The organism is Floridaenema aerugineum BLCC-F46 (assembly GCF_041929345.1).
Taxonomy (GTDB): Bacteria; Cyanobacteriota; Cyanobacteriia; order Cyanobacteriales; family Aerosakkonemataceae; genus Floridanema; species Floridanema aerugineum.
Map to the genome: position 1 here is coordinate 1 of NZ_JBHFNQ010000139.1, position 13,111 is coordinate 13,111.

13 protein-coding genes are annotated in these 13,111 nt (G+C 41.8%); 2 read left to right on the plus strand and 11 right to left on the minus strand.

All coding sequences use genetic code 11. The features are described from left to right. Positions 1-324 precede the first annotated feature (324 nt). Positions 325-660, plus strand: coding sequence for a late competence development ComFB family protein (locus tag ACE1CC_RS18215; protein WP_413271850.1), 336 nt, complete (start codon positions 325-327; stop codon positions 658-660). A gap of 402 nt (positions 661-1,062) precedes the next feature. On the opposite strand, the gene ACE1CC_RS18220 is transcribed toward ACE1CC_RS18215, so the two are convergent. From ACE1CC_RS18220 to ACE1CC_RS18235, 4 genes are all read right to left on the minus strand, one after another. Then, positions 1,063-4,239, minus strand: a complete 3,177-nt coding sequence (locus ACE1CC_RS18220) for a PAS domain-containing protein (protein ID WP_413271851.1) — start codon at positions 4,237-4,239, stop codon at positions 1,063-1,065. Positions 4,240-4,335: 96 nt separating this feature from the next. Next, entirely contained in the window at positions 4,336-6,189 is a 1,854-nt protein-coding gene (locus ACE1CC_RS18225) for an AAA family ATPase (RefSeq protein WP_413271852.1), read from the minus strand. Between the two features lie 38 nt (positions 6,190-6,227). After that, positions 6,228-8,069 carry an ArsA family ATPase gene (locus ACE1CC_RS18230; RefSeq protein ID WP_459563873.1) on the minus strand — a complete coding sequence of 614 codons (1,842 nt, stop codon included), beginning with the start codon at positions 8,067-8,069 and terminating at the stop codon, positions 6,228-6,230. 71 nt (positions 8,070-8,140) lie between these two features. Next, the gene (locus tag ACE1CC_RS18235; protein ID WP_459563874.1) at positions 8,141-8,824 is read right to left on the minus strand and encodes a GvpL/GvpF family gas vesicle protein; all 684 of its coding nucleotides are present in this window, start codon (positions 8,822-8,824) and stop codon (positions 8,141-8,143) included. A 127-nt stretch (positions 8,825-8,951) separates the two neighbouring features. Here ACE1CC_RS18235 and ACE1CC_RS18240 point away from each other — a divergent pair, with 127 nt between their 5' ends. Beyond that, positions 8,952-9,269 carry a hypothetical protein gene (locus tag ACE1CC_RS18240; RefSeq protein ID WP_413271855.1) on the plus strand — a complete coding sequence of 106 codons (318 nt, stop codon included), beginning with the start codon at positions 8,952-8,954 and terminating at the stop codon, positions 9,267-9,269. 76 nt (positions 9,270-9,345) lie between these two features. Here the strand turns inward: ACE1CC_RS18240 and ACE1CC_RS18245 are convergent, their stop codons facing one another. The 7 genes from ACE1CC_RS18245 to gvpC form a co-directional block, all read right to left on the minus strand. Continuing rightward, on the minus strand, positions 9,346-9,597 hold the full coding sequence (locus ACE1CC_RS18245) for a gas vesicle protein GvpG (protein ID WP_413271856.1): 252 nt from the start codon (positions 9,595-9,597) through the stop codon (positions 9,346-9,348). Between the two features lie 14 nt (positions 9,598-9,611). Then, positions 9,612-10,346 (minus strand): gas vesicle protein GvpF, encoded by a 735-nt coding sequence (gene gvpF / locus ACE1CC_RS18250; protein WP_413271857.1) that lies wholly within the window; start codon positions 10,344-10,346, stop codon positions 9,612-9,614. A gap of 18 nt (positions 10,347-10,364) precedes the next feature. Next, positions 10,365-10,838 carry a gas vesicle protein K gene (locus tag ACE1CC_RS18255; protein WP_413271858.1) on the minus strand — a complete coding sequence of 158 codons (474 nt, stop codon included), beginning with the start codon at positions 10,836-10,838 and terminating at the stop codon, positions 10,365-10,367. A gap of 8 nt (positions 10,839-10,846) precedes the next feature. Next, complete coding sequence (locus ACE1CC_RS18260; RefSeq protein WP_413271859.1) at positions 10,847-10,984, minus strand: hypothetical protein; 138 nt, start codon at positions 10,982-10,984, stop codon at positions 10,847-10,849. Beyond that, positions 10,981-11,382, minus strand: a complete 402-nt coding sequence (locus ACE1CC_RS18265; RefSeq protein WP_413271860.1) for a gas vesicle protein — start codon at positions 11,380-11,382, stop codon at positions 10,981-10,983. Before ACE1CC_RS18265 ends, ACE1CC_RS18260 begins: the two co-directional genes overlap by 4 nt. After that, on the minus strand, positions 11,379-12,539 hold the full coding sequence (gene gvpN, locus ACE1CC_RS18270) for a gas vesicle protein GvpN (RefSeq protein ID WP_413271861.1): 1,161 nt from the start codon (positions 12,537-12,539) through the stop codon (positions 11,379-11,381). The genes ACE1CC_RS18265 and gvpN overlap by 4 nt, the downstream gene beginning before the upstream one ends. A gap of 358 nt (positions 12,540-12,897) precedes the next feature. Next, positions 12,898-13,111 (minus strand): gas vesicle protein GvpC (gene gvpC / locus ACE1CC_RS18275; protein ID WP_413271862.1); only part of this gene is annotated, 214 nt, incomplete at its 5' end.

Genomic DNA, 13,111 nt, shown 5'->3' on the forward strand with positions numbered 1-13,111 from the left:
AATGGTCTTGTGAAATTAACTAGACCTTTCCTTATTTATCACAATTGCACACTTTTTTCTCTATATAGAGTCTGTTCTCAATAAGCCCTGAATTTTTCGCTCTGGGTTGCGCCGTGAAACCCTTTGTCTATATTGGTTTGGGGGCGCTTGTCGCCCCCTGAACTTCTCTATTTTCGATCCCGCCCGTAGCCTTTGCACCGCGTATCATTTCAGTCATTACACACTTTGGAACGGTTTAAAAAATCCCAACGATAAAGTTTTATCCAAATCGTGCAAACTTAATATAGATAAACGGAAACGTAATTGATTTGTGTTTTTCAAGCTATGAATTTTTCAGATAAATCAGCCCCACCTTATCTTAATGCAATGGAACTGCTGGCAATTGAAGAAATTGAGCAGCAACTACAAAACCTTCCCCAGGAGATCGCGAAATCTATCAATAAACATGAAGCTATAGCTTACGCTCTTAATCGTCTACCTCCTTTGTATGCTACTTCTGTAGAAGGATACTTTTGGCAACAAAAACGAGCTAGAGAGACTTTAAAAGATTTAATTTCTAAAGCTGCTAGCTGGGGAATAAAGGCTGCTCAACGGAACAAAAAATTACGCTCCTCAAGAGACGCAATAAGCTTAACAAAAAGCTACAACAACGAAGATTAGAAAGTGCGACTCCAAGAAGAAATGCAAATGCTTACCTTGTACTTATGGCGTTTAACCTAGTTTTGCCAACTAATAATTGGGAACACAGATCTGAAATTCCCCACAAATTAAGAATTTTCCCAAGGAAAAATGGTCGGACAAAAAAGCGAAGAGAGGGGGGGGAGTAGGAGTAGAGAGAGGGGAAAAAAGTAGGGAGTGAAGGGGAAGAAGGAATAATGATTGGGGAAAGAAAGTTAATAGTAATAAGAAAAAGAGGAGGTGATTAAACAGGGGGAGAGAGGGTAGGGTAGGGGTAATCAAGCAGTATATGTGAGAGAGGAAGAGCCAAAGGATTGGGAGTAAACTAAAGAAGGTGAGAAAGGGTGTGGAGAAATTGCCAAGAGAGTCAAAGAAACAGGTAAATTAGGATGAAAAAGGAAAAAGAGTCTGGGGAACAAATGTAATAGTAAAAGAAGTGCCATTAGTAGAATCAATCTCAAGTTTTCCGGTCAATTGTTCGGTAAGATTAAGGACTAACTGCAAACCTAGAGATTGAATCTGTTCAATATCAAAATCAGGAGGTAATCCCACACCATCATCCCTAACTTGTAAAAAAAGAGTCTGGTTATCATCTGAGAAAAAACTAATAGATAAAATACCTTTTTGTCTACCAGAGAAAGCGTATTTGAGAGAGTTAGAAACGAGTTCATTAATGATTAAACCACAAGGGATTGCGGTATCAATATCAAGCTTGAGACTAGCGATGGAGATGTTTAAATCAATAAAATGGGAGTCAACATTGTAAGAGTTGAATAAATTGTTAGCTAAATGAGAAATATAATCGTCAGCATCGACTCTGGCTAAATCGTGGGAGTGATACAAATTTTCATGAATCAGAGCCATAGACCTAACGCGATTGTAACTTTCAGAGAATAAAGCAATAACTTGTTCATCTTTAATATAACTGGATTGGAGCTTGAGCAAGCTAGAAATAATTTGCAAATTATTCTTAACACGGTGGTGAATTTCTTTGAGTAAAACTTCTTTCTCTTTGAGGGATGTTCTTAAAGCTTTTTCAGCGAGCTTACGATCGTGGATATCGATAACTACTCCGGTCATGCGTTGGGGTTGTCCAGCGCGATCGCAAATCACATTACCAATATAAGCTATCCAACGAATATTACCATCAGGCAAAAGAATCCGAGTTTCACAATTAAGGGGTGTATTATTTAATAGAGCCTCTTGGATGCTTTGTCCGACAGCAGGAAGATCTTCAGGATGGATAGAGTTAATAAAAGCTTGTTGAGTACCAGAGAAAGAACCGGGAGCCAAGCCAAAAATAGATTGAGTCCGGGGAGACCAGTTAAGGTGATTAGTGAGAAGATTCCAGTCCCAAGTTCCCATAAATGCTGCTTCTAAAGCAATAGTCAACTGGGTTTCTGTATGACAATGCTTGACGATTTCTTCGGCCAATCTGTCTACAGTTTGCTGTAATTCTTGGGTGCGCTCTTGAACTTTAATTTCTAATTCTTCATTGAGTTTTTGTAGCTTGGCTTCAACTTGTTTACGCTGGGTAATATCAATGCAAGAGCCGATATAACCGAGAAGCTCACCGCCGGGGGTGAGACGGGGTACAGCTTTTTCTAAAATCCAACGATACTCACCATCTTTACGGCGCAGGCGATACTCTAAGAAAAAACTGTTTTTGGCTCGAATAGCAGTGGTACGCATATCGAGATAGTGTTCCAGGTCAGAGGGTAGAATACTTTCTGTCCAACTTCCCCGAAGTTCTCGCGCTAGGGAGCGACCTGTGAATTTCAGCCAAGTTTGGTTAAAAAACGTACACTCTCCTTGAGAATCGGCTAACCAAATCAGTACAGGGGCGCTGTCTGCCATCAAGCGAAACCGGGCTTCACTCTCACGCAGAAAAGTTTCCGCCTGGATACGATCGGCAAGTTCATGTTGTACTTGTTTATAAAGTTGTGCTTGCTGGATGGCGATCGCTACTTGGTCTGCCACTTGTTTGAGCAGTTCGGTTTCCCCAATCGACCATTGTCGGGAATGAGCGCAATGATGGGCAATCAGTAAGCCCCAAAGATGATCGTGAAAGAGGATCGGAACAACTAAGTTAGCGCGGACATCAAAATGTCTTAAAAAATCGGCATGGCAGGATAGAATGCTACCATCATCAATATCTGCGATCGCTCGGACTCGTCCCTGACGATAGGGTTCGATATAACTGGGAAAACAGGAATCGAAAATATTCTGTCCGAGAAGAGCTTGCCAACCATCACCTACAGATTCTTCTAGCACAAAACCCGAACCATCCGGCTCGATTTGAAATACGAGTACCCGGTCGGTTTGCAGGAGATGCCGTACCTGGGCAACAGTGGTAGTGAGAATATCATCCAAATTCAGAGATTGGCGAATCCGTTGGGTGACCATTCGGATGAGTCGTTCTCGCTCCGCTTGTTGGTGCAAGTGCCACTCAGCAGTTTTCCGCTCGGTAATATCTTCTACAATACCAGTAATGCGGTAAACTTCGCCTTGGTCATCTTTGAGGGGAAAACGACAAGTACTCACCCAGAGGATATCGCCATCTGGTCTGATAATGCGATATTCGCAGTAGTGGGGTTGCCCAGATTTCAGGGAGTCAAGGGCAGCGATTGCTAAGCTGCGGTCTTCAGGATGAACAGGATTGAAAAAAGAATAGTTTTGATCTGCTACTGGAGAACAGTAACCTTCGGCCCAGATCAGGACCTCAGCGAGGTCAGTCGAGTCATCGAAGCCGCAAATTTCTTTAAAGGCAGGATTAGCATAAAGTAATTTATTTTGTTGGAGGTCTGTGACGAAAAAACCTTGGTGAATATTTTCGGTTAACTGTTGGAATAATTCATTACTTTCCCTGAGTGCTACTTGGACTTTGTGACGTTCTTGGAGTTCGGTTTGTGCTTGTTGGTAAAGTTCAGCTTGATGAATGGCGATCGCACAATGGTCAGCAATACTCTTGACAAATTCCACTTCATCTGATGTCCAATCTCGCTCCCCCCGGCATTCATTTAAGCTAATTCCACCAATGAAGTGTTGCTGGTAAATCAGTGGTACAATCATCAGAGCACGGATATTGCAGTTTTCTAGAGCTTTGAGAAATTCCCTTGGTTCACTTGCCTCGATGGGAGGTAAAACCAGAGGTTCGCCACTCATCAACTGTGTTTGGTAATAACGATAAAAATCACACTGCAAACCAATTAAACAGTTCCCTTCAGAGGTAGACTGACAAACATAGCGAATTCCCAACTGACTATCAGCATCCGGTCGAAAAATCTGGCAACGACTCACATTTAGTGCAGAATGTAGCTGATTAGCTGCAATTTGCAAAATTTCATCTAAAACCAGCGTTTCCCGCATCCTGTGGACAATTTGATTGAGCAAAGCAGCTTGTTTCCTTTGTCGCTCAACAGCAGCTTTGGCATCTTGAAGTTGAGTGGTACTATGTTGCAGCTGTTGTTCCAGTTCGGCATTACGCTGGCGCAGCAGTTCAATTTCCTTGATTCTGAACTGGCAAACCGACTGGAGAGCCAGTTTTAGACGTTTATACATTGGTAAGGATTCCAGCAAACATCACCATTAGATTTTTGGATGTGGGATTTGAGGTCGCTGTTCTCAAATCCCACATCCGCTGATTAGCTGAGGATGTCAAACCGGACGCTGTTCTACTAACACTTGATAAGCGTAATTAAAATCATCACTTGTAATCCGAATAGCACTCGGGTCTGTCATCCCTTCACGACGATAGCGACGCACCGCCTCTAGAGCAGCCTGATTACATAGTAACGCCAAATCAGCACCATTCCAACCTTCGGTCGCTTCGGCCCAAGCCACCAAATCGACATTATGTAAAGGACGGTCTTGATTGTGTACTTGTAAAATTGCTAACCGACTGTTCGGTTCTGGTAAATCCACCTTTAACTGTAAATCCAATCTTCCCGCCCGGATTAAAGCTGGGTCTAAAGCATCGGGACGATTAGTTGCACCAATCACCAAGATAGTTGCGCCAACCTGCAAACCATCCAATTCTGTAAGTAATTGTCCCACAACCCGATCGCTCACCCCAGAATCACCACTAAAACGGCCTCTGGCAGGTGCTAAAGTATCAATTTCATCAATAAACACCACACAAGGCGCAGCTTGTCGGGCTTTAGTAAACAACTCCCGCACCGCCTGTTCGCTAGCACCCACCCACCTACTCAGTAATTCTGGCCCATTGACACAGATAAAATTCGCTCGCGCTTGGGAAGCAACTGCTTTCGCTAATAAAGTTTTCCCAGTACCAGGAGGTCCCCAAAGTAAAATTCCTTTCGGTGCTTTGGCTTTGGTTTGGGAATACAATTCTGGATGCAGTAGTGCCCCTTCTACAGATTCTTGCAAAGTTTGTTTAATATTGGACAGTCCGCCAATGTCATCCCAAGCAACATCAGGCGACTCAACTTCCACAGAACGCAGTACAGCAGGTTTAACTTCTTTAAGTGCTTGCAAAAAATCCGACTGGCAAACCGTCATCCGATCTGGGATGATGGATTCTAAGGAAGGAACTTGACGGCGCAAAGCACTATAAGCTGCTTTTTGACAAACTGCTTTTAAATCAGCCCCAACAAATCCGACCGCATGATCAGCAACTACATCTAAGGATACTGACTCATCCAAAGGCATGGAACGAGTGAGAATTTGCAAAATTTCCAAACGTCCATTGCGGTCAGGAACGCGAAATTGCACTTCCCGATCGAATCTTCCCGGACGACGCAACGCCGGGTCAAGATGATCCGGGCGATTAGTCGCCGCCAACACAATCACACCTTTAGTTTGGGCAAACCCATCCATTAAACTCAACAGTTGGGCAACCAGTCGTTTCTCCACTTCCCCTTCTACCTTACTGCGGTCTGGGGCGAGACTATCAATTTCATCAATAAAGACGATACAGGGAGCATTTTTCGCCGCCTTCTCAAAGATTCCCCGTAACCTTTGTTCCGCTTCTCCGTAATATTTACTAATTACTTCAGGTCCAACTAAGGCAATGTAATTAACTCCCAACTCTTCCGCCAGCGCCCGGGCGGTCAGGGTTTTGCCAGTCCCCGGTGGGCCAACCAAAAGCACGCCCCGGGTTGGTTCCAATCCCAGTTTAGCTAACAAATCAGGGCGTTTTAAAGGAATCGCAATCAATTCTTTCAGTTCTTTGAGAACCTCACCTAACCCACCAATATCTTTCAAAGAAGCATCCTCCGGCGGACTCACTGAGTCTGACTCCCCCCTAACATCGCCAGAACTTGAATCAGAGGGCGGTTGGGTGCGAATCCGACTGGTACCAATATCGCTACCTGGATTCCCAGTCCGGGGTATTCCACCTGGACGGGGAATCCCTCCAGAACGGGGAATATTACTCAACGGACGAGTATTAAACTGCATCTCCGTCTTAATTTCTCCCTTGTCAATTTTTTCTTCTAAGACTTTGGCTAATTCTACTAATTGTTCAAAGCCTTTGAATAAATCGCTCATAAAATCCCTCTCTTATTTACTCCACTGACTTAACTAACCTAAAATAGGAGATTGGCTGCTCCTTTAATCCGGTCTATTGGGGGAACAGACCGAGGTAAATTGGGTAAGCGAACAATAGTTTGTTCGGCAAACAATTGCGGATGAATTTCCACATCTGGGCTATAGCGGTTATGCACCACATAACGCTGTGAAACTCCCATTTTTTGTAAGGAAGCTGTGAGTCGCACTTGTTCAGCAATAATCGCTGTTTGCGCTTGCACAACCCCAATAAATTCTGTGTGTCGGGGGTCTTTTAATTTCTTTTGCGCTTGCATTACTTGCTGTCTTAAATTTCGCAACCGCCCCATTAAATCTACTCGCCCCAACACATTTTGATATTTCATCCACAATTTGAAGATCCAAGCTAACCAATCTCCCAAGGCAGTTGGCATTTCTAAAAAGCGGAGTAGATGACCAGTAGGAGCAGTATCTAAAATAATTAAATCTTGCTGTTTCTGGTCTAACAAATCCATGACCGTTACTAAAGATAACATTTCATCAATACCGGGTAAAGCTTGGGCAACAATTTGTCGCCAAGCTTCTGGACTGTAAGCAAGTTTTATTGACCCTGATTCAGTTCCTTCCCCACTAATCATTTCGGCTAATTCCCACAAATAATCATTGCGAAATTGTTCTAAAACAATCTCGGCATTTACTTCTTGACCGCTTAAATTAGGAGTTAATTGAGTTGGTTCGTGATGCAAATTTTCGCCAAAGGCATCTCCCAAAGAATGGGCAGGGTCTATGGAAATCATCCGAATATTTTTCTGAGGATAGCGATTAGCTAATGCCCAACCGATAGCCGCTGCTACAGTGGTTTTTCCGACTCCACCTTTACCACCAATTAAAATTAATTGTCGTCCTTCGGCAATAAAATCATTGAAACAGGGGGGGATTTTTTTCGGCCATTCTATTGACGGTGGTGCGGCTAATTCTACGCGATCGATCTTCTGAATTTGATTGATAATATCATCTAAAGCTGTCCCTCCCAAAGGTTCTACTGCTTGTTGGGGAACCGTAAAAATTGGCTGGTGTCCCGGTAGATTGAGGAATTTATCCAGTAAAATCTGTTGTTCGCTATAGCGGTCTAAATCTAAATCCGATTCAGGTAAAATTCGGTTAATTAACAATCCCCCACAAGGGATTTCTAAGGTTAACAAACTGTCAATAAATCTAGCGGTTTCTAGGAGACTCATTGGTTCGGCGATCGCCACTACCAAACAAGTAGTACAATTCTGATCTTGGAGCAATTTCTTTCCTTCGGTTAACTCAGATTTCATCTGAATTAAAAAATCATCTACTTCATCTGCATTGTAAGTTCCCTTAAAAGTTTGGGTAATCACCCGATGTTTTTCTTGGAATAATTCCAAGGAATTTAAAATTACATCTAAAAAATCTTTAATGCCTAATAAGTTTAGAGTATGACCGGAAGGAGCCATATCAACCACTACTCTATCCACAACTTTTTCTGTTAACAAGCGTTGGATTTCTAACAAACCCATTAGTTCGTCTAACCCCGGCCATTCTAAATCCCAAACAGGCGTTAAATCTTCCCCTTCAACAAAACTACCCCGTTCAACTAATAATTCTAAAAACTTTCCATATTTAGCCTTAAATTCTAAGAGTAATTTCCCCGCATTTAAGGCTCTAACACTCAAATTTGGTAAATCATCTAAAGGTAAAGCTTTATCTTCTACCTTCACTTGCAACACATCTCCCAAAGAATGAGCGGGGTCAGTGGATATCAATAATATTTGCTCATCAGGAAATAATTTTGCCCAACGTCTGGCAAACCCACAGGAAAGAGTAGTTTTTCCCACTCCTCCTTTACCGCTGAACATCGCTAAGTGCAGCGAGTCATATTGGTTTATTTGGTGATTAAAAAAGCTCTGACTTGTCATAAATTCACTGGTTAGATAAAGTGATAAGGAGGTAAAGCTTCACCTAGTTGTAATTGCCAACGGGGACAAGCTCTTTGCCAATTGCGAAACTGGGTTTTTAGTAAGTTTTCTTCAGTTTGATTGACTAAAAGAAAAATTCGTGTTTCTTCACCCGGGGAGGAAAAAATAATTGCTGATTTATGGATATAGGTAATTAGATGAACGGCATTCTCCCATTCTGCTGTTTGCAAGATATGAAAGTCTTGCTGATGTTGGTAACGCTGTTTCTTGGCTAAAAAATACTGTTTTCCCCCGACTTCAGAAGGGATAGCTGGTTCCTCTAACTTTCGAGGTGTAAATTTTAAAATATATTCAGCTTTACCCTTTAGTTCGTGAATCTTTTCTAAATATTCATTTTGGTGAGCTTCTAAATGAAGCAGCAATTTTTCTTGAGAAACAAAAGATGTCCCGAAGCGTAAGGGTAAAATAGTCGTTTGACGGAAGAGATCGCAAATAACGCGATCGTGGGATAAAACCGCTGCAATTAATTCTTTATCATCGTTTTGTAGCGATGATAAAGATACTTCCGCTTCCACTAAAGCCGAGATGTTACCACCATTAATTAGGAATAACTCACCCGCGATGCCTATGGGAATTTCTAGAGCAGCCGTAGGGGTTTTCAAAAAAGCGTAACTATAGAGATTATACAGTTCCATCATCAGTAATCCGTGTAGTTTTACAGTTTTTTACAAAGTCTCCATTTTGATTGTGAGGATTTTTAGCAATTATATTTCCAGCCAAGATTTACTAGTTATAATATTATAAACCATCTCTAAATTAGTTATGTCAAATATTCGAGTTCGCGGAAGTATTCGTCCCAAAATTAGCACCATGCCTCGCAATAATTCGCAGGCATCTAAACAGCTTGAGCTTTATAAGTTGGTGACAGAAGAACAGCGTATCCAGCAAGAGCTAATCTTTATGGAACAGCGAGTTCAACAGTTGAAACAAAGGCTAAGTGTCTTAGATAGCCAAAGAAACAGTATCGAAAAAGCGATTCAAGATTTACGTAATGTTGAGCCTAATTCTCCGAAAAACACCGCTAGTTCTGAACCTGTTGTCGAGGTAAGTAAATTTCAAACTTACTACTTGGAATATTAAATATGGAAGAAACCCGCTGTGGCGGGTTTCTTAATCCTAGCGGGAATAACAAAGTAGAGAACCAAGAGCTAAAAATTTAGTTATCTTCTAATTGTGCTGCCTCCTCTTCTAGAGTTTGAATCAAGCCTAATAATTCTTCTTCTTGAATTTCAAATTCCTCTTCCGAAATATCACCAAGATCGAATGCCAGCTGTAAAGCTAATAGCTGTTTGTGCAAATTTTCGGTAGCATCATATTCAGTATTGGCACGTTCTTGAATTTGCTGTCCGATCCACGCCAAACCAGTAATAGGTCCAAAAATGGGAAATAGTAAAAGTTTCAGAGACATCACTCTGACTCCTGTTAAACGAGTTGCGCGAATGTATAAGGGGCGGTAAGATTGTTGTAGCGAATTCGCAAGCGATCGGCAAATTTTTGGTCAATAGCTTCGACGCGATCGCTAAATTCAGCTTCCGCATCCCAAGGAATCAAATAAGCAGTGTTGTAAATCATTCCTTCAGTCATCGGGTCATTTTCCACCACTTCCAAAGCCAAAGAATTTAACTCATTTCGGAAAGCTTGAATTACCTCTTGTTTGCGAAGCGACAAACCTTGTTCAATCATTTGACCGATATCAATCACCTCCTCCATACTCAAATTTTTACCTGACATGGCATCACGCCTCTGTTTCAATTCCTGATTTACAGAAAGTAGTGCTTGCAATTCGGAGTTACCATCCCAAAAAATTTTCACACTAACTTCGCGCCTTCCAGCTAATTTAGCGAATAAATCTTTAAGCTTATCTTGATAGGGTTTAGTTAGCTGTTCTGTAATCGTTTCCCAAGTTTTAACTACCATGCCAAAACGCAAAGGTAGAAGCGTGCGGAAACCTTCATTCATTAATTCTTCTAAAACTTTTTCATGGCAAATTAAATTGCGTCGGGAAGCCAAATATTTTTCCTGTTTAGCTACCGAATACAAAAAACTAAAACCCTCAATAAGTGCGCTATGTACTGGTTGTTTATCCATTCCTTCTAACGCGAATTGTTCGGGGATAACTTCAGGAAAAATGCCGTATAAGTAAAGACCAAAATCCATAGGTTCTCAAATTTTTAATTAAGCGGGCTTTGATGTTAAAACTAACCTTAGTTGCGCGTGGATTAAGTTGAGTTTCGCCAACCCTAAATCCACATCACCTTCTACTACAATTCCAGTATTTAAAAGTCGGTCTAAGAGTTCCAAAATCGAGGGATTATTACCACTTTTCCCCGGATAGTAACTTCCTGGTGGCGGTAAAAGCGTTCCGAATTCTCCGAGATTGACATTCAAATCAGCGGGATTAACTTCAAAAATCTCGCACAAATGGAGAACTTGCGCTTCCAATTGTTGTAAACTTTCTGCGGCTCGATCCAAATCTGATTCGCTGAGAATTCCTGCTTCCATCCGCCGAATGATTTGTGCTTCTAGTAGTTGGCGTACCAGTTCGACAACAGTTAACAGTAAAGGAGCTAAACCCGCTTTACTGTCAACTTTGTCAGGAGCGGAGAAAACTTCAGGAGAATTTTCACAAGGGGTGCAAGTTAATGCCATGATAAAAGTTATTTATGAAGTTTTTGGCGACGCGGTTCAATAGCAGAAAGTCGCACATGAGGTAAGCATATCAGAGACTTGCTATTGTGCAAGTTGGGAATTTCCTGAATGCTGGGAATGTCCTTCATTGTTTTGATGGTAATCATTTGGTTCTCTTGCTCCGTGATTGAGGTTGATTGTTGTTTGGAGGTTGATAGTCGTTTGCAGATTTTAGCGCCAGCAGTTCGGTTTCTAAATTTTCCAATCTGGCTAAAAGTTGTTGATTTTCCGCGATTAAAGCTTGAGATTTGCTACTGAGATAGGGGTCATTTTCCCACCAATTTATTCCCATTTCCTTCGCTTTATCAACCGAGGAAATCAACAAGCGAATTCGGATATGCAGAAGTTCAGTGCTAGCAATGGATACCGAAATATCCCCAGCAATCACAATTCCCTTATCTAAAACTCGTTCGAGAATATCCGCTAAAGTAGAACCTTGAGTGGATGTAGTAATAGCTCGACTAGAGTTAGTTTGGGGGCGTGTCGGCAGAATAGAGGAAGTCACGATTCGTTTAACTCAAAAAGGGTGAAAAAACGGTCTTGCTTATTCAGTAATTTCTTTTGAACCAGAGAATCCAAGGCAACTTTTATCTGGCTTCGGCTCAGATTTAAAGCTCGGTGAATTTCATTAAAATCAGCTTTTTGTTTCTCTTGTAAATACTTGTGAATTTGTTGTTCGTGGTCAACTAAATTTTCCAGAGAAACAGGTTCTTCTACTACAGGAATTGGAGGCTCTGCGGAAAAATTTAACGTTTCTGCCTCGATTTTGTTAAGCAGTTCCCAGAAAATACTACTTGATTCGCTCAAGGATAAATTAGTGCGCGAGAATAACACATCAGCACAAATATCGCGGAAATCAGCGTTGGATGGCTTAGCGACTATTTCGTGTTCTCCACAAACTTTGCCAATCATCAAACAAGAGCGTAAACCGGAAGTTTTTTCCGCCCCAGTTTGGAGACGAAATGTTTTTACTAGACGCACAATCAATAAAGCATCTTCGCGGCTAATTCCCGTTTTCTGTACCAGAATTTCGGTTTGGGTCAACTCATCCGGTTCGGGCATATTAATAGTTACTAATCTATCCATTAAGGCATCCTGAGTTGAGTGGACACCGCAATATTCTTCAGGATTAGAGGTAAAAATCGCTCGGAATTCGGGATGAACTTGGAGATAATCTGGTTGATTACTACTGGGTGGCAAAGTGAGAATTTTTTCCTCTAATGCCGAGAGTAAAACGTTGTTTACTTCCGGTCGAGAACGGTTAAATTCGTCATAAACTAAGGTGAATCCTTCCCGACAAGCCATCGTCAATCGAGAATCAACCCAGTTTTGTTTCAGTTCGTCTTCAACTTTGAGAACATTATGGATATAATTATCGAGTAGTTTTTTGTGCGTATAGCCAGATTGACTGCCAATTAAGTCTGAACTTGTAAAGTCGTCATCTCCGAAAATCAGCATGATTGGTCGGGCTAGGCAGTTGGCTAGGTGCATTGCCAGGGTAGTTTTACCTGTTCCAGCAGGTCCGCACAGATGAACGGAGAAACCGGATTGGAGGTAACGCAGGGCGCGAGTAGCAACTTGCTGAATGGAAGGTGTAGCTACAAATTGACCGGGGCGGACGCGCAGAACTGCTCTTCTAGTATTGGTTTCGGCAACAGTCATATTTTAGGTGGTGTTGATTAGATAGTTTTTTCGCAAGTTAGTTTACGAATTGTAAAGTTACGTGCTATGATGTAGAGAAGGTTAAAACGTTACTTACTCCACAATTTTTGGGAAGGTTTAGGTGGCGGTGAGACTAATCGCCTCTGCCTGCTGAGGGTAAAGAAGTGTTTCTCCCTTGGAAGCAGGAAGCCCATTACCGTGAGGTGGGGAACTCTGTTGCTTTTCTGAGTTTTAGGTACTCAGTAGCAGCAGAGAAGGTCACAAAAAAAACCTAAAACTCATTTGTTGTTTTTGATTATTTACTCCCCAGTCTCAAAAGCAAAAGCTGCTAGCAGACTGGGGTAATTTATTTTTTAGCTCAAGACTCAGCCGGAGTTGGCTGTTTTGATGAAGCCTGGGGCTGTTTTGCCGGAGGGCTAGAACTAGGAATGCCAAAAATACTAATAAACAGATCCCGACGGAATTGACGTAGCCGTTGGTTTTGTTCCTGAGCATTAGTCATCCGCTGTTCATGGGTAGCTGTTAAAAAGTCGCGATTTTCTTGTTGTAAATTTTGGTGAAATTTAAACAGT

Coding starts and splice junctions, on each gene's coding strand:
- ACE1CC_RS18215 (WP_413271850.1), top strand. CDS start 325: ATGAATTTTTCAGATAAATCAGCCCCACCTTATCTTAATGCAATGGAA.
- ACE1CC_RS18220 (WP_413271851.1), bottom strand. CDS start 4,239: ATGTATAAACGTCTAAAACTGGCTCTCCAGTCGGTTTGCCAGTTCAGA.
- ACE1CC_RS18225 (WP_413271852.1), bottom strand. CDS start 6,189: ATGAGCGATTTATTCAAAGGCTTTGAACAATTAGTAGAATTAGCCAAA.
- ACE1CC_RS18230 (WP_459563873.1), bottom strand. CDS start 8,069: ATGTTCAGCGGTAAAGGAGGAGTGGGAAAAACTACTCTTTCCTGTGGG.
- ACE1CC_RS18235 (WP_459563874.1), bottom strand. CDS start 8,824: ATGGAACTGTATAATCTCTATAGTTACGCTTTTTTGAAAACCCCTACG.
- ACE1CC_RS18240 (WP_413271855.1), top strand. CDS start 8,952: ATGTCAAATATTCGAGTTCGCGGAAGTATTCGTCCCAAAATTAGCACC.
- ACE1CC_RS18245 (WP_413271856.1), bottom strand. CDS start 9,597: ATGTCTCTGAAACTTTTACTATTTCCCATTTTTGGACCTATTACTGGT.
- gvpF (WP_413271857.1), bottom strand. CDS start 10,346: ATGGATTTTGGTCTTTACTTATACGGCATTTTTCCTGAAGTTATCCCC.
- ACE1CC_RS18255 (WP_413271858.1), bottom strand. CDS start 10,838: ATGGCATTAACTTGCACCCCTTGTGAAAATTCTCCTGAAGTTTTCTCC.
- ACE1CC_RS18260 (WP_413271859.1), bottom strand. CDS start 10,984: ATGATTACCATCAAAACAATGAAGGACATTCCCAGCATTCAGGAAATT.
- gvpN (WP_413271861.1), bottom strand. CDS start 12,539: ATGACTGTTGCCGAAACCAATACTAGAAGAGCAGTTCTGCGCGTCCGC.